The following is a 25,850-nucleotide window of genomic DNA, read 5'->3' on the forward strand; positions in this document are numbered from 1 at the left end:
AAATAGTGTGTTAAAGTTTATCAAACTTGAGTCTGGTGAAAAAAAGCCTGATCAAAAAAGCCTTGATGATTTTTATACAGACCTCTCAAAATTAAATAATGCAGCAATTCTTCTAAATAGTGAAACGGTTGTTGTTGATTTTGACAGTCATGTAAATATAGGTTTTAAAATTTTAGAAAAATATCCCACACTTGCCTTTGAGACGAAAAGAGGGATACACCTCTACTACAAACGGCCAGTACAAATTAATGGCCATAAAGTATTGTTGAGAAATTGGACCAATAAGTTGACCACTTCTGGAGCAGCAGTTGATTATAAAACAGGAAATAAATCTACTGCTACTATAAAACAAAATGGGAAAATGCGGAAAATTCATGGAAGTATTGAAATGTTTGATGATTTACCAACGCTACCGTTTGAACTATTACCGCTGAAGCTAAAAAATGTTTTATCTGATATGAAGGAAGGCGCACGAAATAGTTCCCTCTACTCTCACTTAATGGCTGTAAGGGAAATGTATGAGTTAGATTATGATACTTTGACTAACATCGCTAAATTTATCAATGAGTTTGTTTATGCAGAACCATTACCGGAAAGTGATATTTATTCGTTGGTTAACTCAGTAAGTGAAAAAGAACTCCGAGAGCAACTTTATTTGGACCCAAAGGATATGATTGTAACGAGTGAGGCTTTGGCGGAAGAGTTGGAAATTAAATTTTTTAATGGGTCTTTATTTCATAAAGAGAGTAATTATTGGATTAACGACCAAAACAAATTACTTAGAAAAATCGATCAACGAATCAAGCTGTTACCTCACAAATGGAAAAATCTCATTGCATTATTTCCAGTGAAAGGGGAGTTAGTGGAAGTGTACGATTTTCCCATTCAATTCCGTAATAATTTCATGCTAGATGGTGGCGAAATTATTCCGATGGCCACTAAAGAATTTACACCATATTTCTTAGATGTTGATTACGATCCGGATGCTTATGATAAAACAGTTGATGATTTCTTAGACTTTTTATGTAGTGATAAGAAAGATTTGAGAGTCATTGTGGAAGAATTACTCGGTCACATTTTAATGACTGCAGGTTTTCCGCATAAAGTATTTTTCTTGGTAGGTTCCAGTGGCGCTAATGGAAAATCTACTTTTCTCGAGATGTTGAATGCGTTTATTGGTGATTTGGGATTAAACCTTGCGTTAGAACAATTTAATGATCAAACATCAGTTATGGAGCTAGAAGGAAAACTTGTCAATGTCGGAGACGACATCGATGCTGGCTATATGGAAAAATCTATGAATTTCAAAACGTTAGCTTCAGGAAATACCATTATGGTACGACCTATTTATTCAAAGCCTTATAAATTGAAAAACAAAGCAACTCTTATTTTTACTGCAAATGAGATGCCGACTTTTAAAGATAAATCTGGAGGAATTGCAAGACGTGTCGTAGTTATTCCTTGTGAGAATAAAGTTAAGACTGCCGATCCAAAAATTGATGAAAAACTTTCAACTGATAATGCTAAATCATATCTTTTAAATGTTGCTTTGGCAGCTTTAGATCGTATCAATAAAAATGGTGGACAGCTTTCCACTTCCGAGACTGTTACGAAAGTGACAGAGGAATATTTTGTAGAAAGTGATTCAATTTTAGGATTTATAAATCAAAAGGCCGTCGATGAAAATTTAACAACAAAAGCTGTGTACACTGATTACTCAAATTTTTGTGAAGAAATAGGAGCAAAACCTTATTCTCAGACTAAATTTACACAGCGATTAAAGTCTTTAGGTTATGAAAAAAAGGAACGGCGAATGATGGGAAAACGATACTTTTCATATAAATATAGTGAAAATGAATAGTCCACACTTTTTGATTTAGTCCATACTTTATCCACACTTTTTTTTCAAAAGTATGGACTGGTCAAACCATTGGTATATCTAGTTTTGTTTGCTTAAATCCATACTATCCATACTTTTCTTTATTACTTAAAGAAAAAAAGAGGATATATGTATATTAATAATATATATAAAGGGGTTGGGTCAAAAAGTATGGATTCTATGGATTTTTTTATCAAAGCCTTGAGAGAGTAAGGCGCAAACAGTCCATACTTTGATTTTAAAAGTATGGATAAAGTGTGGATAATCCATACTTTTTTGTAAATTAAATCGAAAAGAAGGTGATACATCATTTATGAGTGGGTAAATTCAATAATTTCTATTGATGAAGATTTGACTGAGTTAAAAATTGATTTACAAATCAATCAACGAGAATTAAAACGTTGGTCAAATTATACCGATGGAAATGATGGCGACCTTGCAAAGCATCAGAAGTTTTTAACTGCTTTGCACAAACAAGCTTACTTGAAGGAAGTGATTCAAGATTTGAATGATCGTATAAAAGCTTTAGAATCTGAGCGAGAAGAAATAATTAAACTAATTGATCAGTTCAATGGACTTAATAATAAAATATTAAGAATGAAGTATGTCGAAGGACTAACCCTAGAGGCGATAGCAAATGAGACTGGTTATAGCTATTCGTACATTAAAAGTAAACACGCTGAATTGATTCGTATGATAAAGTTTACCAAAAAGGTATAGTACGTACAGTACCAAGATAGTACCGACACCTTGATTTTTATATGATATTCTATTAGTGTCGAAAGATTAAAAATTACTAAGGCAGCTAAACCAAATTTAAAAACAGAAAGCGAGGAAATTCTGTTTCTAAATAATTCAAATTCTACACATTGCTGTCTTAAGTGATTTTGAAAGTTAAATAAAATAATATTGAAAAATTCTATTCATTTGGTTATCTTTGAGTTAGAGGTGTTGCCAAATGAAAAAAGTCCCCCGGTTTATTAAAAATTTAAAAAAAATTAAAAATTTTTTACAGTATAATTTAACAGATATCGCAATAGGGTGCATATCAGTTGCGTCATTATTATTTATCATTTTAGATAAATGGATATCGATTTTGCTGAAAGACAAGAATAATGAAAAATTTTTTCTTATACTTGCTATAGTAACAATTACTGTTGTGATCTCAGAAATCCTCTTTATTATAGTAGTCGCAAATTATTCACGTAAAAAAGGATTAGTAACTTATGTATTTTCACTTTCAGCATTTGCATCAGTAACTTTATTCTTAATGATGCTAGTTAGTATTCCAACTAATTTATCTATAATAGGATTTACAATAGCATCATTCTTTTTTGGTTTTACATTTTCTAAAATTGCGGTTCCAGCAGCAAGAAATTTTAAAGCAGAGTATTTAAATGAAACATCTGCAAAGGATAAAATGCCTATTATTATTAATTTGATTATCTTCTTATTGGGTGTACTAATCGGAAGATAGTTCATGCATGAAATTAATAACAAATGAAGAATTTTTAACACAAGAAGTAAAATAAATACTTGAAATTTTCAAGATCGCTTAGGCGGTCTTTTTATTTTGGGAGGAGAAATCATGTTTAAACTATCAGATATTATAAGTAAAAGTGATTTGAAGAAGTTGGAGACTTTAAAAAGTAAACTGGATATGAATAAGAAGCAGTCCTAGCGGGCTGTTTTTATTTTGCGTTCAAGAAGAATTAGCAATGAAAAAAGTATTAGATCGTGTCAAAAGATTATTTGGTAAAAGAAATGGATTAGTTACAACCTAGAATAGGTATCTTTATTATACATAGAAAGGTGGTGGGGTCATGGCGAGGTCTAAACACGAAAAGTGGGTAACCAGAGAAGGCTTAATACTATTAGAAGGTTGGGCACGTGATGGCCTTTCCGATGAACAAATTGCGAGTAATATGGGTATTTCTACAGCTACTCTTTACAATTACAAGAAAAAGTATTTAGAGATTTTAGAGGCCCTAAAAAGGGGAAAAGAAGTTGCTGATTACGAAGTAGAAAATGCTTTATTTAAAAGTGCGTTAGGGTATGAATATATCGAAGTTACGAAAGAACGTATTGTAGATAGCGGTCAAAAGAAACGACACAATGGCGTATCTGAGTTAACAGAAGAAGAGTGGGAACTATCCCAGGCTTATTTTAAATTTGAGTGTGCTTATTGTGGCAAGAAAAGTAAACTAACTAAAGATCATTTGGACCCATTAAAAAATAAAGGGCTGTTGACTGCAAGTAATATTATTCCTGCATGTTCATCGTGTAATTCATCAAAAAAAGATAAACAATGGCAATCATGGTTCAGCAAGCAAAAATTCTATGACAAAAAACGAGCAGAAAAAATTGTTGATTATGTCAATTTTATTTTATCTTTACCTGTAAAAAGTGATGATGACGAATTGGGTGAGTTAGTTGTAACAAAAGAAGTTGTAAAACAAGTGCCACCTAATCCAACTTCAATTATTTTTTGGTCTAAGAATAAGCGACCTGATAAGTGGCGTGATAAGATTGAAAATAGAATTAGTATAGATGGTGAGAAAAATAAATTTGATGACATCGTGAATCAGCTAGGCGGTGAGGGACTTGAAGAGTAGCTTTCCTTTATCACCTAAATATATTGATTTTATCAATACTGTTGAAAATGTTGATGCCGATTTCTTAGAAGGTACTACCGCTGCTGGTAAAACAACTGTTGGTGTTGGTGTGAAGTTTATGCGTATGGTTAGTCGTAGTAAAAAGAGTTTTCATATCATCGCAGCTAAGACGACTGGTGTAGCTGAAAAGAATATTATTCAACAAGATAATGGCATATTGGATATCCATAAAGATGCCCAGTATTTTGGTAACGGTGATAAAAATAATAAGATTCCTCACATCAAATTTGAGGGTAAAATTATTTACGTTTTAGGTTATGACAATAAATCAAAATGGCAGTTAGTTTTAGGTGGTCAATATGGTTGTGTCTATATTGACGAGGTGAATACTGCAGACATTGAGTTCGTTCGTGAAATGTCTACTCGTAATGAATACTTGATGGCTACACTTAATCCAGATAACCCAATGTTGCCAGTATACAAAGAATTTATTAATCGTTCCCGACCATATCAGAAATATGCAAGTGATGTACCAGAAGAAATTATGAGAGATTTAGTTGAACCGGTAGTGCCTAATTGGCGTTACTGGTTTTTTAGTTTTAAAGATAATGCTAGCTTAACTGCTGAGGATATTGAAAAGAAGAAACGCTCTGCGCCTCCTGGTACTAAGTTATATAAGAATAAGATTCAAGGACTACGTGGGAAGGCGACAGGTCTTGTGTTCATGAACTTTGATATGAAGAAGCACACTATAAAAAGTGGCTATATCAAAGAACGAATCATGGACAATGAAATTAAATTTGTTAAATTCACTGCAGGATTAGATACGGCATACTCAGCAAATAGTCCAGATACGATTGCGATGATTTATCAAGGGATTACTGATAAAGGTGTTCTGTATACGTTGGATGAAAAAGTATACAACAATGCAGAGTTGCAGACACCTATTGCACCATCAGACACAGTACATCGCTTCATCGAGTTTCTTGAAAGGAACCGTGAAACGTGGGGCTTTGCTAAAGATGTTTTTATTGATAGTGCCGATCAAGCAACTATCACTGAATTAAATAAATACAAACGTCAACATGGCTCACTTTACAATTTTACTAATGCGTATAAAAAGACAACTATCATCGATCGAATCAATCTGCAAGTAGGATGGATAGCTGAAGATTCTTATTTTGTTTGTGACCATTGTAAGCATCATCTGTTTGAATTGAACAATTACAGTTGGAAAGAAGACAAAGATGAACCAGAGGATAGCAACGACCATACGATTAATGCCAATCAGTATGCATGGTTACCATACAAACATCTGATTGGAAGAAGGGAATAACTTATGGGATTTATGGACAACATCAAAAATCGTGTTAAAAACTGGCTGAATATTCAAGATGGCCAACCGAGTATCATTACAATTTCAGAGCTACTAAACTTTCCTCAAAATGTTGCCAAGAATCGTATTTGGTATCGTGGCGATTCTTATGAGCTAGAACAGCTTTATAAGCAGATTGGTAATCGATCTGTTGGACTTACTTTTTGGGGTGCCAGATCAACACCAGGAATGGAAATTAGAAAAATTCACACTGGTATTCCAGGTCTTATTGTAGATCGTTTGGTGGAGATTACATTAGCTGATTATAATGAGCCAGAGTTTGACGACCCTGACCATCAAGAGATTTGGGAGAATATTGTAAAAGAAACTAATTTCGAAAATCAGTTAGAACGTGCATTGAAAGAGGTTCTTTACGTTGGTGACGGTGCTTTTAAAATTAGTTTTGACCCGAAGGTTAGTGAGTATCCCATTATTGAGTGGGTGCCAGGCGATCGAGTAGATTTTGTGTATCAACGTGGCAAAGTGAGAGAAATTATTTTTAAAACGTTCTTTACTGAAGGACAGAAGAACTTTACTTTGTTAGAACACTACGGGTATGGCTATATCACTAATGAGCTTTATCATGACGGTAATATCAAGAATTTAGATGCAACCAGATTTACTGAATCATTAGAGGACTTCAAATTTGATGACGAGATTATTTTAGGTGTTTCACTAACGATATATGAAAGCTCAAAATGGGAGGGTCGAGGTCAATCAATATTTGACCGTAAAATTGATTCATTTGATGCGCTAGATGAGTCTTGGAGCCAATGGATTGATGCATTAAGAGCGGGGCGAACCAAACAATATATCCCAGAGGTCTTTTTACCTCGTGATCCAAACACAGGTATGGTGATGGCACCAAATTCTTTTGATAATCGGTTTATCAAAACTGATAATGATGCTCGTGAGAATGCCGTTAACAAGATTGATATCCAACAAGCCGCTATTCCTCATGATAGTTACTTAGCAACTTATGTAACTGCATTGGATCTAGCCTTACAAGGCGTTATCAGTCCATCAACACTTGGTATTGATGTGAAGAAGCTAGATAATGCTGAAGCGCAACGGGAAAAAGAAAAAGCAACACTCTATACACGTGCAGCAATTATTACAGCCATGGAAAACTTTATTCCGCATCTCATCTATATGACTATTAATTCTTTTAACGTTATGCAGAAGAAACCAATAGTAGATGTAGACGTCAGCATACCATTTGGTGAATATGCGAATCCTTCTTTTGAGTCTCAAGTGGAAACAGTCGGTAAAGGTAAGACGCAAGGCATCATGAGCATTGAGGCTGTTGTTGAAGAGCTTTACGGTGATTCTAAAGATGATGAATGGAAAGCTGAAGAAGTCGCCCGATTGAAAAATGAGCAAGGCATTGCTGAATTTGATGATGAGCCAAGTTTAAATACATCTTTGGGGGACTTTTCTATTCAGACAGATGATCCTAAAGGAGATGAAAAAAATGATAGTGACGATCCTAAACAAAACATACCAAATGAGCCAGAAGGAAGCACAGGGGCTTCTTAAAGTAGCATCTGATCAAGTACCTTTTGGAATATATGCAGTGGTACAAGCAGGTAAAATCTCTTTAGAAAACATTCCCTGTGCAAGCATTACTCAATTGAAAGAGAAAAAAAGAGAATTTAAGCAAGCTGGCATGAAGGTATACGCCAATGGCTTATGATGTTGGCAGAGCCTTCGAACGTATAGAGCAAGAATTGATTGATTCAATGATGCGCAACATGAAACGTCATCGGCTGGAGGAAATCGATTCTGATTTACAGTGGTCCCAGTGGCAAGCAGCACAACTTCAAGAACTGCAAAAATTTAAGCAAAGAAATTCAATGAAATATAATAAGCAGTTCAAAGAAATAAATCAAAATATCCGTAATGCGATTATTAAAGCCAAAGCAACCGGAGAAATGACTGAAGAAGTTGCAATACTTGAAGCATTGCAAAAAGGTTTCGTGACACCTAAGCGACCAAAAGGAATGTCCGGTTCTTTTTTTCGTATCAACGAGCGAAAAATGAATACACTGCTAAATGCCGTTGAAAAGGATATGAAAAAAGCAGAACAAGCTGTTTTGAGGTTTACAAATGACCAATATCGCCAGATCATTTTTGATGCGCAAGTATACGCTAATTCTGGTGCTGCAACTTATAACAAAGCAGTAGATATGGCGACTAATGACTTCTTAAAACGAGGCATTAATTGTATCCAGTACAAGAATGGTGCGCAAGTAAACATTGCTTCTTATGCTGAGATGGCAATTCGTACTGCAGCTAAACGTGCTTATCTTCAAGGTGAAGGACAAAAGCGAGAAGAGTGGGGCATTCATACAGTTATTATGAACAAACGATTCAACGCCTGTCCTTTGTGCTTACCCTTTGAAGGTAAGGTATTAATTGATGATGTTTGGAGTGGTGGTAGTACCAAAGATGGACCTTATCCATTAATGAGTAGTGCAATGTCTGCGGGGCTCTATCACCCAAACTGCAAAGATATTCATACAACTTATTTTCATGGTATTAGTACACCACCAGATGATAGGTTTAGTAAAAAATCACGTGCAGGTGTCAAAAAAAGACAAAAGCTTGAGAATTTAGTGAGTTATGCAGATCGTCAGAAAGAAAAGCAAGAACGGTTAAATCAACATAGTTTGGATGAAGAGAATCAACAAAAAGCTTTCCAGAAAAGAATCGCTTGGGAACAACGAAGCAATGAGGCAAAAGATAAATTAAAAGTTTTGGAAGAAAAAACTAAATTGAACCTTCATGAAAACAAATTTAATCAGTTGCTGGAAGATATTGAAATAGATATTCTAGAAAAAGAATCTTATGAGCATCTTAAACCTGATAGATTTGAGAATTTTATCAAGAAATATGGTAAAATTAGTAATAAGAACAGGGGAATACTCTGGGATTCTGATAGTGGTTATATACAAACCACAAACAGTTTTAAGTTAAACAGAAAGCTACGTGGTCTGAATGGTATGGAGCCTGGGCCTGATTCAGAAAAAACAATCACAGTATTAGATGAATTGATTGAGGCAAACAGGCTTGAGGAGAATATTTTAGTAGATCGTTGGGTAAAAGAAGATTGGTTGCAGTCTGTCGCAAGTGAAAATAAGGTTACAACTAATTCTGAATTCTTGAACCAAGCAAATAAGGGAGCACTCACTTATTCAGATAAGGGATTTGTTTCCACTAGTCTTATTTCAGAAAAAAATGTTATGAACAAAAGAAATATTAGACTTCAAATTCAAGTTCCAGCAGGATCTAATGCCTTTGTCACTGATAATATTTTTGAGAGTGAAATGATATTGAATCGAGATAGTCATTTTCAAATTATCAAGGTTGACGTTCAAGAAGTAAACGGTCGAAATATCACTAATGTTCTGGTGAAATTGTTAAAGGGAGAGTGATTGTATGTTTGATGCAAAAAGTTTACTTGCAGAAATGGGTGTAGATCCAAGCAAACAATACGAAAAAGAAGACTTTACTAATATGTCTGATCGTGAACTAGAACAACTACGATTTACTGATTTAGATAAAGTTGAATTAGAATTACTAACAAATGAAATAAAAAAACGTAAAAAATAGGCACTTAACTATTGCTGAATGGTTAGGTGCTATTTTTGTGCTTTAAAGTCATGAGAAATCATGGCTTTTTATTTTGTCCGAAGACATTAAACTACGTGGAGACACCAGCGTCAATAACTGAAATAGGGAGACACCCTAAAAACTGAGAGGAGTCAAAACAATGAATAAACTATTATTACCCATGAACCTTCAAATGTTTGCTGAACCAGCGGGAGAACCAAACCCGGGAGACAGCTCTCAATCAGGTCAGCAGCCAGCCGGAGGTCAGGCAACACCGCCAGCTTTCGATTATGACAAACTGGCTAGCGTTATTTCAGGTAAACAGAATGTAGCTGAAGATACCGTTTTGAAGAGTTACTTTAAACAACAAGGTTTAAGTAAAGAAGAAATGGATCAAGCGATTAATACATTCAAGGAACAAAAGGCGGCAAATACTCCTGATGTTAACGCGCTACAAGCACAGGCAGAACAAGCACAACAATTAGCAGTAAAAGCTCAGTTGGACGCAAAAGCTCAAATGGCGGCTATTCAATTAGGTGTTGATGTCAAAGTTTTACCTTATGTATTAAAAATGGCTGACTTATCAAGTTTGACAATTGAGTCAAAAGATGAAGACTTTACTGCAGCTCTAAACAAAGTATTGGAAGATGTTCCGGCACTAAAAACAAATGCAGTAGCTTCAACTGGTTTTCAAGCGGTTGGGTCCGCAGGTCAATCACAGGCACAATCAGCAACAGAAAATCAACTTGACCGAATTTTCGGTATAAAAAACAAATAAAAAGGAGATTGATTTATTATGGCAGTTTTAGAATATGTAACACAGTTTTCAACACGAATTTTGGATATGTATGGGCATGAACTGATTTCAGATGCCTTATTCCATTCTAATCAGGATATCAACATTATTGGAGCGAAAGAAATTAAAATCCCTCGTATTACAGTTTCTGGTTATAAAGATCATGACCGCACAACTATGGGATTTAACGGTGGGAATTATTCAAATAGCTTTGAAACTAAGTCTTTGGATCATGACCGTGATATTGAATTCTTTATTGATCCAATGGATGTTGACGAAACAAATCAAATTATGTCTATCGCAAATATTCAAGCTCGTTTTGAAAAACGACAAGCAATTCCTGAATTAGATAGTTACACTTTTTCTAAACTATATTCAGAAGCAAAACGCGTTGGAGCTACAATCAATACAGCCGCAGTTACTCGCACAAATATCCTAGCGGATTTTGATGATAATTGTGAAAAATTTGAAGATGCTGGTGTACCTTTATCTCGTTGTATCTTGTATTGTACTGCAGCTTACAAGAAAGAATTGAAGAACGCTGAAGGTATTCAACGCACGTTATCAGTTGATGGTGGTGGAAACGGTATTGATCGTCGTGTTCATTCAATGGATGACCTTGGTGAAATTAAAGTGGTGCCGATTGAACGATTTAAAACAGCTTATGATTTCACTGATGGTTATAAAGCTGATGCTACTGGTAAACAAATTAATTACATCCTTGTTGATCCCGAAGCGCAAGTGTCTCGTGTGAAATACTCATACATTAATACTTACACTCCTGGTCATGATTCGCGGACAGCGGACAATTACTTGTATCAAAACCGTCGTTTCAACGGGACGTTTGCCTTAGATCAAGAGTTGAAACAAGCTTGTATTATTAATGCGGAGGCCTAGACTATGAAAGCAAAAAAAGAAAATAAAGTTTATACAGTAGATGAAACGCAAAAACAACGGTATTTAGACACTGGATTTGATATTTACAGTGATGAAGGGGAATTGCTAGAGCATTCTCCTTTAAAACTGATTAAGTACTCTGAATACGATAAAGTCTTCAAAGAGAAAGATGCTTTACAGAAAGAGTTGGATGATCTAGGAACTGACGATATTGCCAAACAGTTAGTAGCAGTAAAAAAAGAAAACACCTCACTGAAGAAGGAACTAACAAAGATTAAGGAAGCAGATGGAAAAGCTGCAGCTGAAAAAGAAACTAAAGAAGGTGAATAACCATGTTTGAACTTTATGCCGATGAAGATTTTTACAAGAATAAATATCTTGGAAAAGTAACAGATGACTTGGAAAGAAAACTTAGACAGGCGCAACGTCATATTGATTCTCTAACCTTTAATCGTATCGTCGGCAAAGGTTTTAGCAATCTCACCAGCTTTCAACAAACTTTGATTAAAGAAGTAATCTGTCTTCAAGTTGATTTTGAAGATGAGAATCAAGATCTTTTAGATTCTGTTGTATCTTCTTATTCGATAAATGGTGTATCCATGAATTTTGGTGATAGCTGGAATGTGGTTGTTCAAAGTGGCATAGCGATGCAGCGTTCTACCTACGAATTATTAAATCAAACAGGACTAACTAGGCGGGTGATCCGATGAAATTTCCGTCACTGGTCCCAAAGAGTCTTTGTAAAACACCTATTCATGTATTTATTCAACAAGAAGGTATTTCAGAAGATGGTGAGCCATTAGAAGCTGTTACAAATGATTTGGTTTGTAATTATCAAGACGTTGCGAAAACTATTTTAACTGAACAGAAAAAGCTCGTTCAAATTGTTGGACGGGCTTATTTCATTGGTGATATTGCGCCGGATATTCCGATTATTAGCGGTGGCACAGTTAAAGTATTTGATGTACAACGTCGAATTGCTCAAGGAATGAAGGCTCGTAATCCAGATGGTACTGTTAATTACACACGATTAGACTTGGAGTGATTTTTTTATGAAAGTTCATTCAACAGTAAAAATGAACACGCCTGTAATCAATCGTTTGGCCAAAGCACAAGTTCAAGCCTTAGAAATGACGACCGAAGCTTTGCATACAGAAATTGTTCAAGCGCAAGTTGTTCCATTTGATAAAGGTACATTACAAGGTGAAGGGTTTGCCCCAGATTATGCAGACTCTTCAAGAGGTCGTACTAGTCTGGTACACAGCACACCATATGCAAGAAGAGTGTATTTCCATCCTGAGTATAATTTCAATACAGCAACCAATCCGAATGCAAAAGGAAAATGGCTAAGTGATTGGATGCCTGGGGGGAAATTAGCTGGGTTTGCACCAGATGCCTATAAGAAGTTTTATCGTAAGATTACGGGGGTGTGAGGATGCTGACTTTAGCAGATGTTAGAGATTGGATTAAAACATTAAATGTTGGCCAAAACTTTTATATCGGAAAATTAGACAATAAACAGGAAGAATCTATTGGCGTTTATCAGCTTAGCACGAGTCCTCCCCGTAGGACACTTGGTGGTAGGAGCATGACAAGCTATGAAAGAAAAACTATTAGTATTTTGATTCATTGGAATAAAAACGCAAAGAAAACTGAACAAGTAGCGCAGTTACTTTATTCAAAAATACTAAGTAGCGAGTCAGTAGTTATTGCTGGATTATCGATTCAATATATCCAACTGTTAACAAATGAACCTGTAGATGTCGGTACTGATGATGCAGGTGTTTATGAACGAGTCATTGAACTTGATTTGTTTTATCAAATAAAAGAAAGTGAGTGAATTAATTATGGCAGCAAAAACAGGGGTTTATCCCGTTTATGAAAACCAGTTTCAAGTAGATACTTCTGGGACTGGTACAGCGAGTTTAAAAAATATAGCAGATATGGAAAGCTTCAGTGTAGCATTTGATAATGGTGTAGAAGAATGGAAACCATTTGATCACGCTGGATGGACGCGACGTTTGATGACAGCTAAGTCAGTCACTATTTCTGTCTCAGGAAAAAGAAATGTTAGCGACCCTGGTAATGATTATATGGCTGGTTTGGCATTTAAAAATGGTAGAGATGCAGAAGCAGATTTCCAATGGACTTTTCCAGATGGTACTAAAGTAATGTTCAAGCAGGCAGTGGTGAACATCAAAGAATTAGGGGCAGGCGACAGTACGGCTGTTGGTCCGTTAGCATTTGACATAATGAGTAATGGAAAACCCTTAGTTACACCTGCAGCATAATTTTGAGGAGTAGAAGCTACTCCTCTTTTTTTGGAGGTCATTATGACGTATGAAGTAATTTCCCCTTTTGTGGATTGTGAGACAGGAAAAGAATACGCAATTGGTGATGAATACAAGAACGAAAAAACAACACGGTTAAAAGCATTATCTACTCATGAAAATGTGACTAGAAAACCCTTGATTAAAAAAATAACTAAACCAAAAGAGAATGGAGAATTAAATCATGACTAAAGTTATGGACATTACTGATCAATTGAATTTTGAAGAAAATCCAAAAATTAAAGTGAAAGATCAAGAATTAGAGGTCAATGCAGATGCAACAACTGCTTTAAAGCTAATGGGCATTATCGGTGATGGAACTCAAATGAACTTAGAAGGTATCTCAGAAATATGTCATTTACTTTTCTCAGAAAAAGAGTTCAAAAAAATTGAATCCATGAATTTACAATTTAAAGATTTCACGACCATTGTAAAATCGGCTATGAGCTTAGTGACAGGTGAGGTCTCTTCGGGAGAGTAACGAGCCGTACTATGACTTATTTGATGATTTTGATTTGATTGTATCATCTATGAGATCACAGTACGGTCTTTCAATCTATAGCCATGAATTCAAACAGATGAAGTGGAAGGAATTTAAAGCTTTGATTTCAGGCCTTGATGGGGAAACACCTTTAGGTAGAGTCGTTCAAATTCGTAGTGAAGAAGATCCAAAAATGCTGGAACATTTTTCAGAAGGACAGCATAAAATTCGTAATGAATGGAGATTACGGTTATCTAAAGAGAAAACTGACGTTGAACTCAATCAAGTTTTGGATGAATTGAAAAATGCCTTTGTGGAGATGTCCAAATGATAAATGAGAAAAGAAAAAAGGTTTGTTGTCCCCATTGTGGCTATAAAATGCCTATTTTTTATGGAGTTGACAGCAAAGCAAAGGACCTATACATCAAATGTAAAGGAAGAAAGTGCGGGAAAATATTTGAAATAAAAATAAATGTCAAGTAGAGCCATTATGCGCCGATGACCTTTATATAAGGTAGGTGGGATAATATGGCTGAGTCGGTTGGACAAATCGGACTTGATTTAGTTGTGAATAAGAATGGTTTTCAACGCGAAATGTCTGGAATACAATCGATTGCTTCTAAAGCTGGCAAAACACTAGCGGCGGCATTTGCTGTAAAGAAAATCGTTGATTTTGGTAAGCAAGCGATAGATTTAGGATCAGATTTAACGGAAGTTCAAAACGTTGTTGATGTGACCTTCCCATCAATGACAAAACAAGTAGACGATTTTGCTAAAAATGCAGCAAGCTCCTTTGGATTATCTGAGACAATGGCGAAACAGTACACTGGGACTTTTGGAGCAATGGCCAAAGCTTTTGGTTTTGGCGAACAATCAGCATATGAAATGTCTAGTGCATTAACTGGTTTATCTGGAGATGTGGCTTCGTTCTATAATATTAGCCAAGATGAAGCATACACAAAATTAAAATCAGTATTTACTGGTGAAACTGAAACGTTAAAAGATCTCGGAATCGTCATGACGCAAAATGCTTTAGATGCATATGCCATGGCCAATGGATTTGGAAAAGTGACCAAGGATATGAGCGAGGCTGAAAAGGTAGCTTTGAGATTTCAATTTGTCTCTCAACAGTTGACTTTGGCTTCAGGAGATTTCTCACGTACATCTGGTGACTGGGCTAACCAAGTTCGTCTCTTAAAATTGCAGTTTCAGTCATTTATGGCAACTGTTGGTCAAGGATTGATTAATCTTTTCTCACCAGTTTTAAAAATAATCAATGTGTTACTAGGTAAATTAATTACCTTAGGGAATGCTTTTAAGTCATTTACTGAGTTAATTACAGGAAATAAATCTAGTGGACAGTCCGGTGAAGTTGTTCCAGGAGTGCAAGATGCCTCTGGGGGTCTTCAGGAAGCTACAGAAAGTGCAGATGACCTTGGTGCTGCTACAGAAGATGTAGGGAAAAAAGCTAAAAAAACAGCTAAAGAAATGCAGTCTCTTTTTGGATTTGATGAAATTAATAAATTATCAGATCCAACAAGTGATTCAGATGATGATGACGATTCTGGCAAAGATGATGGATCAGGATCCGGAGCAGGGGAAGCAATTAAAGGTGCAGTTGTCGATATGGGACAATTGGCCGAAGGTGAAAATATTCTTAGCAAGTTTGCAAGAGATATTCTTGAACGGTTTAAGGAGTTAGCTGATTTATTTAGTAAAGGATTTAAAGCAGCATTTAAAGCTGAAGGACTTGAGAGAATAAAAGAAGCTTTAGAAAGAATTGGTAAAACTCTAAAAGAAATTTTTACTGATGAAGATGTCGTAAACTCTTTTAATCGGATGTTGGATAAAATCGCTTATGCCTTGGGACAATTTGTCGGCTCTATTGCTACAGTTGGCTTAGCAATCGGTGTATTTCTAGCTGAGAGTATTGCGAATGGTTTGGAACGCCAAAAAGACAGACTTAAACGTGCATTAGTAACTGTTTTTGATGGAATCGGAGATATCGCTGAGTCAATGGGGAATATTGCTCAAGACTTATCTGAAATATTTTACGATGTGATGACCTCAGAAGGAGCAATACGTATTGGTAGCTCAATTGTTTCTGCTGTTTTATCAGCAGGAGCTGGTATGTTGGAATTAGGCGTTAAATTTGCGCGAGATGTTATGAAAGGTTATGAGAATTATGTAAAAGGTGTAAAACTAAACTACACAATTGCCATAACAGGTACTCTCGATGCAATCGCTCCAGTATTTGAGACGATTGAAAAAACAATTAATGATTTATCTGATACTTTAAATGAAGTATACGACAAACATATCCAGCCAGTAATTGAAACACTTTTTGAAGCTTGGACAAGAATAGCAAATGCTTTTTGGAAGGGGTATAACGAGCATATTTTACCTGTTTTAAAAGAATTGGGAGAAAAGTTTACTACCCTTTACGATGAGCATGCAAAGCCTATGATTGAAAGTTTAGGTAATGCCATTGGTAAAATCGCTGATATGTTCAAGCTTTGGATAGAGGCAATGACGCCAGTATTTGAATGGATGGCTGAAAATATTGCTCCTATATTAGCCCCTATTATTGAATTAATCGGAACGGCTTTAATAAACGCATTAGGTTTTATTATCGATCTTTTAAAAGGATTGTTAGACATTTTATCTGGCCTGATTGATTTCATTGTAGGTGTCTTTACCGGAAACTGGGAATTAGCTTGGAATGGAATAAAAGATATTTTTTCTGCAGTATGGGATATTATTTCTGGGTATGCCCAATATATTTTAGATCAAATTATGCTACAGTGGTCAACTATTTCAGAATTTTTTGGAGAGATTTTCAGAGTTGCTTGGGAATTAATTCAAATGGCTTGGAGCGGTGTAGTTGAGTGGTTTTCACAATTGTGGCAAGGAATATGCAATGTCTTTGCGTTAGTTGGTCAATGGTTTCAAGATAGGTTCCAAGAAGCCTATCAAGCAATTCAAAATGTATTTTCATCGATTGGCAATTGGTTTAGTCAACGTTGGCAAGATGTTTGTAATGTCTTTTCAAGTGTAGGTAATTGGTTTGGTGATAGATTTAGAGAAGCTTATAACGGTATTGTCAATGCCTTTAGTAGTATAGGAAACTTTTTTGATGGCATTTGGCAAACGATTAGAGACAAATTTACGTCTATCGGCTCAATGATAGGTGAAGCTATTGGAGGATCATTTAAAAGTGTTTTGAATGGTGTTTTAAGCTTTGTTGAAGATACCTTAAATAATGGAATTGGCGTTATAAATAGTGCCATTGATTTTATTAATTCGTTGCCAGGTATTTCAGTTGGGAGTATGGATTATGTTAGCCTTCCACGACTTGCCCAAGGTGGCTTTGTTAAAGCCAATACACCACAGCTAGCAATGATTGGTGATAATAAGCATTATGGAGAAATAGTTGCGCCAGAAAATAAAATGTTAGATATGGCAAGAAAAGCAGCGGAATTATCTAATAACGGTGGAAGTAACGCAGAAGTTATTGCTCTTTTAAGAGCTTTACTAGATGCAATACTTGCCCTAAATTTAACAATTGATGGTGAAGATATTACGAAACTTATCGTAAATAAGATAAATAATATTACAACTCGCACAGGAGAATCACCATTACTTTATTAGGAGATGAAACATCATGAGTGAGATTATAGCTTCCGGGGTAGCTTTACCTTCACCAACAGAAATAGGTATCTCTGATGAAGTTATCTGGTCCTCTGGGACTGGTAGAAATGCAAATGGAGATATGGTTGGAGACCTGATTACAGAGAAAAAAACCGTGTCCATAAAGTGGGGGATATTAACATTAAGTGAATTGAATAAAATTCGAAGTTATATTCAGAGTGGATTTTTTCCTGTGCAAATACTCGGTTATAATCTGACAGTCTACAGAGGAACTATCCAATCAGAATACTTAGGACAACTAAGTGACGGTGTTACTTATTATAAAAGTGCATCAGTTAATCTAATTCAAAAATAGAATTGAGGTGAGGTGAATTGTTAAAGGTTTCAAGTGATTTTCACGCAGCATTTAAAGATTCGGAACGAGAAGTTGTTATTAAAGTAGCTTTAAACGGCATTGAGTATAATGCAGGCAGTATTAAAGAAGTAAACTACTCAACCGGAGCTTTTGGCGGAGATAAGTTTCAAATTGGTTCAATTCAATCAGCAGCAGTTAAAATCACTTTCACTGAAATAATTGAAGGTCTAAAAGAATTAGATGAATTAAAAATCGAAATTGGTGTAAAGATAAAAGGTTCAGGGACACCTTCAAACATTGATTATATTGCAAAAGTAGGATGTGCAAAAGTAGGAAAAACAAGATTAGTTAGTTATGTTCCTGATAAATTTGAATTTGTCCCTTTAGGAACATTTTATATTAGTGATCGAGTAGACCCTAACAGAAATGAAGGAACAACCACTTTGGAAGCTAGAGATGGCTTTATTTTTATGGAGGGTGCTTATGAATCGAAGCTCTCCTATCCAACTCGCTTAGCCAATGTAGCAATAGAAATCGCCAACAAGAGCGGCATTACAATTGATCCAGTTTCATTTAATCACTTAAGTACCTATACAATATCTAAACCTGAAGGCTACACTTATAGACAAGCGATTGGTCTGATTGGTCAGTATGAGGCTGGGTTTGTATGTTTTGACAGGAATGGTCAACTGGCCATCCGACAATTGACAGATCCAAAATTTTTTATAGCACCAAGTGAGTATTTCTTAAAAGGTTTGACGAAAAATGAATTGCTTTTTCAACCAAAAGGTATTTCTTGTAAAGTCATTAAAAAGAAAGACGGTTCTAGCAATGAAACCATTACTTTACAAGCTGGTTCCACCAATGGTCCACAGATTACTATAGAGAACAATACAATGACACAGTCTTTACTTGAACAGATATTTGCAAAAGTTAGGAACCTTAATTATTATCCCATTGATCTTAAGTGGCGAGGAAATCCTGCACTAGAAGTAGGAGATTGGGTTACTATGACTGATAGGCAAGGTAAGCAGTTTAAATCTCCTATTTTGAATTACACATTGGTGTTTGACGGAGGCTTAACATCCACTATTAGTGCTGATTCTAAGTCTCAATCGGGAAGCGTTACTGCCTTTAAAGGTCCGCTGCAACAACAATTAGAAAATATTGATTATAGACTAGACGCCGCTGGAAAAAACAATGTTTACAGTGGTACAGCGAAACCTAAGAATCCTCAAGAAGGAGATATTTGGTTTAAAAAAGATGGTCCAGATGATGAGATTTGGGTTTATCAAAAATTAGAAGATGGAAGTTTCGATTGGGTACAGACTACATCAACTCGAATGGCTGATGATATCAAAGAGCAGATTGAAAATGCCACGCCATCAGATGAAATAGTGAAGACCATTAATTTAAGTCCTGAAATGGATGGAAAAGATTGGCTGAAAATTAGTGGGGCTAAGATTTGGCTAACCAATGAAACGAAAATTGATAAAGCAATTATTACATCTGCCATGATTGCAGATGTAGATGCTGGAAAGATTCGCACAGGGACATTGGATGCTAGTCAGATCACAGTAACTAACATAAACGCTGATTCAATTTCGACAGGTACTCTCAGAGGAGTCAATATTATTGGGGTAAAAATCACTGGTAGTACAATTTCTTCTATATTAGGCAATTCAGAAATTACAATAGCAAATGGTAGTTTAAAAAACCTGTGGGAGGGCAAACTTTTTTCTGAAATGTCGGGAAACTCTTTTGAATTGTATAAGACAAATGGATCATCAGTTTTAGGAGGGTTATATCGAACTACGTATTTAGAGACAGGAAGAGAATATTTAAATATTTCAGCATATTCAGGGACTGATTTATGGTTAGGTCGATATGATTTAGGCAGTGGTTCTCATATTGGATCGATAAAAGTAAATGGTAATACTGGATTGGTCAGTTTATATAATACAGAGTTTGGTGCTGACATAAATGGTAATGATAAAGCTATAAAAAATGTCTGGTTACCTGGTTTTAAAGTTCCCAACAATGCGCCAGTAAATTTTTATTCCACTTTGAATATGAACGGATTTTCCATTTATAATCAATCAGACATTAGGTTAAAAGAAAATATCGAAGCTACTTTAATTGATGGCATTGAAGAGACTAAGAGACTTCAATTTGTAGAATTTAATAGAAAACAAAACTTTCAAACTAAAAATTCAAGTATGCAGCCAAATAATCAACGAGAGCTTGGATTAATTGCACAGCACACACCTTTTCTATCTGCAAATGGTGAGAGTGACCATTATTTAAAAATAGATGTTACGAAGCAAATTATGTTGAATAGCTTAACAAACAAACAAATAATTGAAAGATTGGAAAATCTAGAAAAAAGAATAGCAACATTACAAAAAATTGATGGCAATACGTAATTACTTTTTTTAAATACTTACCTTAAGGGGTGATTTTATGGAAATTAATGCAGAACAATTAATTGAGGAATTAATAAAAAAAATAAGTATGCTTGAATTAGAAAATGCAAAACTAACAGTTGCCTTAAACAGCCAATCAAAGCCAATTAAAGATGACAAAGTAGGTGAAGACTAGTGGCTTACACGAAACAAACATGGAAACAATATGATGACAACAAAACAGAAGAACAGAATATTCAGGATGGCGCTGTTGTAACAGCAGAGAGAATGAACCATATTGAAGAAGGTATTGACCAACAAGCACCTTTAACCGACTTTACTACACACAAGAATGATAAGACAAATCCCCACGGTGTAACAAAATCACAAGTTGGGCTAGGTAATGTTGATAATGTTCAACAAGCGCCTTTAACCGACTTTACTACACACAAGAATGATAAGACCAATCCCCACAGCGTAACAAAAGCACAGACAGGCTTGGGCAATGTAGATAACTATTCCACAGCTAATCAAGCTGAGGCTGAGCTAGGCACTTCATCAAGTAGATTTATGACACCGCTAAGAGTATTTCAAGCAATTGCCAAGTGGGCCTCTGGTAAGTTTATGGAATTGACCGGGAATCAGACAGTTGCTGGAACGAAGAATTTTTCATCGCAACCATCTTTTAATGGTGCTTTATTAATGCCTTTGGATTCAAAAGGTGTAGTTAGATATAAAATGAGTGCAAGTAATTCTACAAACATTGCTTCTGGTGGTGTGGATATTATCAGGTTTGGTGATTTGGTAATTGTAACTGGATTATGTTCTTTAAATAAAGCTGTAGGTAAAGATGGAGATGTTTTTGGAAATTTTGTTCCAGATGAACTTGTCCCAACACAAGATATTTATCAAGGAGTTTTTATGTGTTCGTGGGGAGGTAATGGCTCTTCTACAGCGACTGAAATAAGAAGTATAATTACGAGATATGGTAGATCATGGTTCGCGGCAGATCAACCCATCACCAATACTTGGATAAATATATGGGGTTCTTATCAAGTTGGTAAAGGAGAAACGCCAATTAAAGACAGTAGTAGTTTGTTTGGTAAAAGATAAAGGAGGGAATAAAATTGAAAACAATTTATAAAGTATTATATCCCATTGGTTTTGAAACTGTAGAGGTTGGAGACACGTATCAAGCACAGGTGCCTTATACGGAAGTTACACCTCTTGTTTTAAAAAATGAACAGTCACAATATTTTGACTTTCCATCTAGCAAGTGGGAAGAAGCTACAACTCAGGATGTTTCAAAACAATTAAAACTATTGGAGAGTCTTTCTACAGGCATTCAAAAAGAAAATGCAGAATTGAAAGAAAAACAAATAAATTTAGATGCACAATTAACAGATGCACAGATTGCCATTGCAGAAGTTTTTGAGATAGTCGCTGGAGGTGAAGCAAATGGCTAAAATCTATGCCAGTTTAATCCAGAAAGGGTTGAAAACAATTGAACAAGTACCAGATAAAATTAAAGACGAAGTCCAAGCTATCCTTGATTCAGAGATTGAAAATTAGGATGGCTTTTTTGATGCTTAGAAAAGAGGTGAACACCATGGCTGCAGTATACGCAACCTTAGTTATTAAGGGTAAACGAGTAATCGCTGAAGTACCTGAAAAAATTCGTGAACAAGTAAAAGAAATTCTAGTTGATATGGATCTGCCGGAGTTGGCTGGGGAATAATTGATGGAGAGTTGGTGAACAATTTTGGGATATATAAACGAGGCTCAGGAAACACTAGACTGGGCACAAAGAAATAATCAAATATTTTTGATTATGTTTATTGTTGTCTTTACCGTACTGTTATTAGTTTTGTATGTGGCATTTAAGCTTCTAGTAACTGAAAGAAAAGAATCACAAAAAGAAAGAAATAGTTACCTAGAAACCATTCAAAAACAACAAAACTTGGTGAGTGAACAACAAGCTTTGTTGGAGGATGAGAAAAGAATTTTTGAAAATATGAGTAAAGACATTACAGAAATTAACTTTAAATTGGATCGTGTTGTAATTAAGAAGGAGTGAAACAAATGGATTTAACAAGTTTGAAGGAATATGTTTTAGTATCACCACTCTTAGCTTGTCTGGTAGTGGGCTATGTAATCAAACACACACCAGCTTTAGATAAAGTGGCTAATGAGTATATTCCAGTCATAGTCACAATCTTAGGAGCGATTCTGGGGGTACTTGCCACTGGATTGACACTTGAATCAGTAGTATACGGTGCTATCAGTGGTTTGGCTTCTACTGGATTGCATCAAGTGTTTGGCAGTTTGATTGATCGGAAGGAGGATGACTAATGATTGAAGTAGGTAAAAAAGTAACTTTGATAGGTGCTTTTAAAGTAAGAGAAAAGCAAGATGATTACATTATTTTCGACTCTTTTGAAAAAGGAACTATTGATTTAACTGAAAAGTATAGTGAAAAAGGTTATCAGGAATATGATGCTGAAGGAAAAGAGAAGAACTTCGATGGATTTACTGAAGGGGACTTCTTTAAATTTAATGGAGAACTAGAAGTAGTTCGTAGTAATGAATTATTTACCAAATTAAAAGTAATAGATGGAACCATTATTTCAGTCCCTAATCACAAGATTGTGGAGGTGGAATAGATGGCTCTTTTTTATTCTGGAATAGCTGGTAAGAGACCAGGGAAGGCTAAGGGCTGGGTGCTTCACAATGACGCTGGCAGTCAAGCGGCAACTGCGGCATACTATCGCGCATGGCTGCCTACACATGATGCCTATTTAGGATTTGCCCACGCATATACAGCGAGTGATGGTACGCATTTTGCTGAAGACTATGATTATATGGCCTACCACACTGCTAATTCCGAAGGTAATATGTGGTATTTAGGTATAGAATTTTGCCAATCGATGGGCAACGAAAATACTTTCCGACAAAATGAACAAGATGGATTTAAGGTCGTAGCAAGATGGTTTATTGATGAAAATATGACACCGAACCGATCGACAGTAAAGCTACACAGAGAGTTTTCAGCAACTGCCTGCCCTCACCGTTCTTGGGCGTTACATGGTCAATCGACAAATGCAGTTAAAGATTACTATATTGCTCAGATTGTTCTAGCGATGGCAGAGCTTAAAGGTGTTACAGTCAAAAAAGAAGAACCTAAAAAACAGGAGGATGAAGATATGATTTATGCATTTGCAAATAGAAACGCAATTTTTTATGTACAAGGACCAAAAGTGAGCGTGTTACACAGCGAGGCTGATTGGAATGCCATGCAAGCAATATACTCTCAAACACACGATGGAAAACAGATTAAAGTATTTGACTGGATGGACAATAATTCCACGGCAGATGCAGTTTTTCGGACTTTAGGATACTATGAAGATGAGGCATTCAGAAATTCAGTTACTGATGGTATTGAAAATATCAAAAAGAATTTAAAATAGCATATAATTGGCAATATTAGAAAAAAGTTGATATTATTCTAATGTCCAAATAGTTTTTATCGCTTAAAAGAGAGCAACGGAAATCAGATCACTTTTAACAAAGTGAATCTGGTACAAATTCTGTTACTCTCTTTTTTAGTTTATTAACAAAAAATACCGCCACCTCAAAAGAGATGACGGATTGCAGTATAGATAATCATTTAAGGAGAGGCTCGAACCTCTAACAAAATTCTACCAAATATGTATACTAACACAAGCCGTACCCTTAGCTCAGTTGGTTAGAGCAGACGGCTCATAACCGTCCGGTCGTAGGTTCGAGTCCTACAGGGTACATTTATTTATAGGTTTAATAATTCTTTTTTCTTCGCATCAAATTCTTCTTGAGTAACAATTCCCATATCAACTAGTTCTTTCAATTCTTTTAGCTCTTTAATTATATCTTCTCTTGATTTAGGCTCTTCTATACCTGTTTCTTGATCAATTTCGATTTCTGTAGAAACAGTTTGAAGGGATAATAACTCGTTATAGTCTCTGGTATCAGCATTAATCGTTAGCGTAATAGAACGGTCATCTGAAATTCTCTTTAAATTTATCTTAGCTAAGGATTTCACCTCTACAGCTTCAGTTGTTTGTGTAGTGTTACTATTGTGTCTTGTAGTTTTGTTTCCTTTAACTTTCTTTTTATCTTTGCCTTTTGACCCTGCGTAGGCACCAACTACCGTTCCAACAGGACCAAGCATTGTACCAATAACTGCACCGGCCGCTATTCGACCAGTCTTTCCTTTTTTAACAGTATTTTCAGTAGTATCTGTTGATGATCCACCGGCTGTTTGACTTGCTAGTACTGTCTTATATTTTGCACCATTAAATTCTGTTGACAGCAGATAATAAAAATCAGGATTTTTTGGGTTAATGGCAATTCTATTATCATTCAATTGAACGATTGTTACTGGTCCTGAAACGCCAATAGCAGAACCACCCGCTGCAACATCAATAGTGACTTTTGTGTATATACCCGTAGTTTTAATATCGTCTTTACGTAAACGAAGATCATTATGCTCGTTCTCTAAATTTCTTCCCAATTCAGCATATCTAGTATTAATATCTTCGATGGAAATGTTTTTTGAATTAAACATATTTAAACCCAGGTCCCTTTTAATACTTGAATGACATTCAGTACAAATTTTTTTGTCGTCCAGTAATCTCACTGTGTTCAGGATATTTAGTGTGTTATCACAATACCAACATGTTGTTTCACCTTTCATAAAAAATCACCCCTTTTTAACTATTCTAGCACAACATCAGCAAATGAAAAAAATTAAAAAAAGTATTTTAACTTGCCCCACTTTTGCCCCGCTTTTTTTAAATATGCATGTTTCAATATAAAAAGACAATACGCTAAATATTGATTTTATAGCGTTAGCATACAGGTATAATCCAATATAACGCCCTGAATAAACTGATTTGATTGCAACGAAAGTAGCTACCTTTCTAAATCACGACTAGTCGAGAGAGTTCTCGGCTTTTTATTTTGACTGTATTTTTGATTCATGAGATAGTACTTCAAAAAGGAAGTGCCCTTATGACAATGGTTTTTACGAATTTTCCAGTTAGTGATTTACAGAAATCTATCACTTTTTATCAGAAGTTGGGATTTAAATTGAATGAAGACATGCAAAACGAACAATCAGCTGCTATGATGTGGGACGATAATTTCTGGGTCATGTTATTGTCACACGAATTTTATCAACAATTTATCGGTGAAAAAAAATTGATTGATACCAAACAATACAATACTTCAATGACTGCTTTTAGCATGAATAATGTAGCGGAAGTAAAACAATTTGGAAAATTAGCAGCTGATAATGGCGGTAGTACTTTTCACTTAGAATTAGGTTTTTCTGAAGAACAATTGTATCAGTTAGAAGTAGAAGATTTAGATGGTAATCAATTACAGCCTATTTGGATGAAAGTTTAATCAAAG

General features: G+C 35.4%; 33 protein-coding genes and 1 tRNA gene. 33 read left to right on the forward strand and 1 reads right to left on the reverse strand.

The annotated features are described in order from the left end of the window. Nucleotides 1-7: 7 nt before the first annotated feature. The 32 genes from ID741_RS05510 to ID741_RS05665 all read left to right on the forward strand — a co-directional run bounded on the left by ID741_RS05510 (nucleotide 8) and on the right by ID741_RS05665 (nucleotide 24,199). Nucleotides 8-1,861 carry a DNA primase family protein gene (locus tag ID741_RS05510; RefSeq protein ID WP_438719361.1) on the forward strand — a complete coding sequence of 618 codons (1,854 nt, stop codon included), beginning with the start codon at nucleotides 8-10 and terminating at the stop codon, nucleotides 1,859-1,861. Nucleotides 1,862-2,230: 369 nt separating this feature from the next. Continuing rightward, nucleotides 2,231-2,599 carry a sigma-70 family RNA polymerase sigma factor gene (locus tag ID741_RS05515; RefSeq protein WP_438719362.1) on the forward strand — a complete coding sequence of 123 codons (369 nt, stop codon included), beginning with the start codon at nucleotides 2,231-2,233 and terminating at the stop codon, nucleotides 2,597-2,599. A 238-nt stretch (nucleotides 2,600-2,837) separates the two neighbouring features. Beyond that, complete coding sequence (locus ID741_RS05520) at nucleotides 2,838-3,356, forward strand: hypothetical protein (protein ID WP_438719363.1); 519 nt, start codon at nucleotides 2,838-2,840, stop codon at nucleotides 3,354-3,356. Between the two features lie 346 nt (nucleotides 3,357-3,702). Then, nucleotides 3,703-4,494 carry an HNH endonuclease gene (locus tag ID741_RS05525; protein WP_438719364.1) on the forward strand — a complete coding sequence of 264 codons (792 nt, stop codon included), beginning with the start codon at nucleotides 3,703-3,705 and terminating at the stop codon, nucleotides 4,492-4,494. Continuing rightward, nucleotides 4,475-5,830 (forward strand): terminase, encoded by a 1,356-nt coding sequence (locus ID741_RS05530; RefSeq protein ID WP_438719365.1) that lies wholly within the window; start codon nucleotides 4,475-4,477, stop codon nucleotides 5,828-5,830. Before ID741_RS05525 ends, ID741_RS05530 begins: the two co-directional genes overlap by 20 nt. A 3-nt stretch (nucleotides 5,831-5,833) precedes the next feature. Continuing rightward, nucleotides 5,834-7,408 carry a capsid protein gene (locus ID741_RS05535; protein ID WP_438719366.1) on the forward strand — a complete coding sequence of 525 codons (1,575 nt, stop codon included), beginning with the start codon at nucleotides 5,834-5,836 and terminating at the stop codon, nucleotides 7,406-7,408. 146 nt (nucleotides 7,409-7,554) lie between these two features. Further along, complete coding sequence (locus tag ID741_RS05540; RefSeq protein ID WP_438719367.1) at nucleotides 7,555-9,306, forward strand: phage minor capsid protein; 1,752 nt, start codon at nucleotides 7,555-7,557, stop codon at nucleotides 9,304-9,306. Between the two features lie 4 nt (nucleotides 9,307-9,310). Continuing rightward, on the forward strand, nucleotides 9,311-9,484 hold the full coding sequence (locus ID741_RS05545; RefSeq protein ID WP_438719368.1) for a hypothetical protein: 174 nt from the start codon (nucleotides 9,311-9,313) through the stop codon (nucleotides 9,482-9,484). A 160-nt stretch (nucleotides 9,485-9,644) separates the two neighbouring features. After that, the gene (locus tag ID741_RS05550; RefSeq protein WP_438719369.1) at nucleotides 9,645-10,262 is read left to right on the forward strand and encodes a hypothetical protein; all 618 of its coding nucleotides are present in this window, start codon (nucleotides 9,645-9,647) and stop codon (nucleotides 10,260-10,262) included. Between the two features lie 18 nt (nucleotides 10,263-10,280). After that, nucleotides 10,281-11,177, forward strand: coding sequence for a capsid protein (locus ID741_RS05555; protein ID WP_438719370.1), 897 nt, complete (start codon nucleotides 10,281-10,283; stop codon nucleotides 11,175-11,177). A gap of 3 nt (nucleotides 11,178-11,180) precedes the next feature. Next, nucleotides 11,181-11,507, forward strand: a complete 327-nt coding sequence (locus ID741_RS05560) for a hypothetical protein (protein WP_438719371.1) — start codon at nucleotides 11,181-11,183, stop codon at nucleotides 11,505-11,507. Nucleotides 11,508-11,509: 2 nt separating this feature from the next. After that, nucleotides 11,510-11,887 (forward strand): hypothetical protein, encoded by a 378-nt coding sequence (locus ID741_RS05565; protein ID WP_438719372.1) that lies wholly within the window; start codon nucleotides 11,510-11,512, stop codon nucleotides 11,885-11,887. Beyond that, nucleotides 11,884-12,222, forward strand: coding sequence for a hypothetical protein (locus ID741_RS05570; RefSeq protein WP_438719373.1), 339 nt, complete (start codon nucleotides 11,884-11,886; stop codon nucleotides 12,220-12,222). Before ID741_RS05565 ends, ID741_RS05570 begins: the two co-directional genes overlap by 4 nt. A gap of 7 nt (nucleotides 12,223-12,229) precedes the next feature. Continuing rightward, the gene (locus ID741_RS05575; RefSeq protein ID WP_438719374.1) at nucleotides 12,230-12,610 is read left to right on the forward strand and encodes a hypothetical protein; all 381 of its coding nucleotides are present in this window, start codon (nucleotides 12,230-12,232) and stop codon (nucleotides 12,608-12,610) included. 2 nt (nucleotides 12,611-12,612) lie between these two features. After that, on the forward strand, nucleotides 12,613-13,017 hold the full coding sequence (locus ID741_RS05580) for a minor capsid protein (RefSeq protein ID WP_438719375.1): 405 nt from the start codon (nucleotides 12,613-12,615) through the stop codon (nucleotides 13,015-13,017). A gap of 7 nt (nucleotides 13,018-13,024) precedes the next feature. Next, the gene (locus tag ID741_RS05585; protein WP_438719376.1) at nucleotides 13,025-13,468 is read left to right on the forward strand and encodes a phage tail tube protein; all 444 of its coding nucleotides are present in this window, start codon (nucleotides 13,025-13,027) and stop codon (nucleotides 13,466-13,468) included. Nucleotides 13,469-13,510: 42 nt separating this feature from the next. Then, nucleotides 13,511-13,699 carry a hypothetical protein gene (locus ID741_RS05590; protein WP_438719377.1) on the forward strand — a complete coding sequence of 63 codons (189 nt, stop codon included), beginning with the start codon at nucleotides 13,511-13,513 and terminating at the stop codon, nucleotides 13,697-13,699. Continuing rightward, entirely contained in the window at nucleotides 13,692-13,988 is a 297-nt protein-coding gene (locus ID741_RS05595) for a hypothetical protein (RefSeq protein ID WP_438719378.1), read from the forward strand. Before ID741_RS05590 ends, ID741_RS05595 begins: the two co-directional genes overlap by 8 nt. Then, nucleotides 13,966-14,319, forward strand: coding sequence for a Gp15 family bacteriophage protein (locus tag ID741_RS05600; protein WP_438719379.1), 354 nt, complete (start codon nucleotides 13,966-13,968; stop codon nucleotides 14,317-14,319). Before ID741_RS05595 ends, ID741_RS05600 begins: the two co-directional genes overlap by 23 nt. 197 nt (nucleotides 14,320-14,516) lie before the next feature. Next, nucleotides 14,517-17,639, forward strand: a complete 3,123-nt coding sequence (locus ID741_RS05605; RefSeq protein ID WP_438719380.1) for a hypothetical protein — start codon at nucleotides 14,517-14,519, stop codon at nucleotides 17,637-17,639. A gap of 13 nt (nucleotides 17,640-17,652) precedes the next feature. After that, nucleotides 17,653-17,994, forward strand: coding sequence for a DUF6711 family protein (locus ID741_RS05610; protein ID WP_438719381.1), 342 nt, complete (start codon nucleotides 17,653-17,655; stop codon nucleotides 17,992-17,994). 17 nt (nucleotides 17,995-18,011) lie between these two features. Continuing rightward, on the forward strand, nucleotides 18,012-20,420 hold the full coding sequence (locus ID741_RS05615; protein WP_438719382.1) for a gp58-like family protein: 2,409 nt from the start codon (nucleotides 18,012-18,014) through the stop codon (nucleotides 20,418-20,420). Nucleotides 20,421-20,457: 37 nt separating this feature from the next. Continuing rightward, entirely contained in the window at nucleotides 20,458-20,595 is a 138-nt protein-coding gene (locus ID741_RS05620) for a hypothetical protein (RefSeq protein WP_438719383.1), read from the forward strand. Further along, entirely contained in the window at nucleotides 20,595-21,512 is a 918-nt protein-coding gene (locus ID741_RS05625) for a hypothetical protein (protein WP_438719384.1), read from the forward strand. Before ID741_RS05620 ends, ID741_RS05625 begins: the two co-directional genes overlap by 1 nt. Before the next feature lie 14 nt (nucleotides 21,513-21,526). Further along, complete coding sequence (locus ID741_RS05630) at nucleotides 21,527-21,865, forward strand: hypothetical protein (RefSeq protein WP_438719385.1); 339 nt, start codon at nucleotides 21,527-21,529, stop codon at nucleotides 21,863-21,865. Beyond that, on the forward strand, nucleotides 21,858-21,971 hold the full coding sequence (locus ID741_RS05635) for a CD1375 family protein (RefSeq protein ID WP_438719386.1): 114 nt from the start codon (nucleotides 21,858-21,860) through the stop codon (nucleotides 21,969-21,971). The genes ID741_RS05630 and ID741_RS05635 overlap by 8 nt, the downstream gene beginning before the upstream one ends. A gap of 37 nt (nucleotides 21,972-22,008) precedes the next feature. Then, nucleotides 22,009-22,137, forward strand: a complete 129-nt coding sequence (locus ID741_RS05640; RefSeq protein ID WP_438719387.1) for a CD1375 family protein — start codon at nucleotides 22,009-22,011, stop codon at nucleotides 22,135-22,137. Nucleotides 22,138-22,161: 24 nt separating this feature from the next. Further along, nucleotides 22,162-22,476 (forward strand): hypothetical protein, encoded by a 315-nt coding sequence (locus ID741_RS05645; protein ID WP_438719388.1) that lies wholly within the window; start codon nucleotides 22,162-22,164, stop codon nucleotides 22,474-22,476. Nucleotides 22,477-22,481: 5 nt separating this feature from the next. Then, nucleotides 22,482-22,751, forward strand: coding sequence for a phage holin family protein (locus ID741_RS05650; RefSeq protein WP_438719389.1), 270 nt, complete (start codon nucleotides 22,482-22,484; stop codon nucleotides 22,749-22,751). Then, nucleotides 22,751-23,062, forward strand: coding sequence for a hypothetical protein (locus ID741_RS05655; RefSeq protein ID WP_438719390.1), 312 nt, complete (start codon nucleotides 22,751-22,753; stop codon nucleotides 23,060-23,062). Before ID741_RS05650 ends, ID741_RS05655 begins: the two co-directional genes overlap by 1 nt. Next, nucleotides 23,063-23,866 carry an N-acetylmuramoyl-L-alanine amidase gene (locus ID741_RS05660; protein WP_438719391.1) on the forward strand — a complete coding sequence of 268 codons (804 nt, stop codon included), beginning with the start codon at nucleotides 23,063-23,065 and terminating at the stop codon, nucleotides 23,864-23,866. Between the two features lie 259 nt (nucleotides 23,867-24,125). Then, a tRNA-Ile gene (locus ID741_RS05665) sits at nucleotides 24,126-24,199 on the forward strand. A gap of 5 nt (nucleotides 24,200-24,204) precedes the next feature. On the opposite strand, the gene ID741_RS05670 is transcribed toward ID741_RS05665, so the two are convergent. Then, nucleotides 24,205-25,131, reverse strand: coding sequence for an SHOCT domain-containing protein (locus ID741_RS05670; RefSeq protein ID WP_438719392.1), 927 nt, complete (start codon nucleotides 25,129-25,131; stop codon nucleotides 24,205-24,207). 317 nt (nucleotides 25,132-25,448) lie between these two features. On the opposite strand from ID741_RS05670, the gene ID741_RS05675 reads away from it, so the two are divergent. Beyond that, nucleotides 25,449-25,844: a VOC family protein gene (locus tag ID741_RS05675; RefSeq protein WP_438719393.1), complete on the forward strand. Its 396-nt coding sequence runs from the start codon at nucleotides 25,449-25,451 to the stop codon at nucleotides 25,842-25,844. The last annotated feature ends 6 nt before the right edge of the window (nucleotides 25,845-25,850 follow it).

It is taken from the genome of Enterococcus sp. AZ103 (assembly GCF_051714685.1).
In the GTDB taxonomy this organism is placed as follows: Bacteria; Bacillota; Bacilli; order Lactobacillales; family Enterococcaceae; genus Enterococcus_A; species Enterococcus_A alishanensis.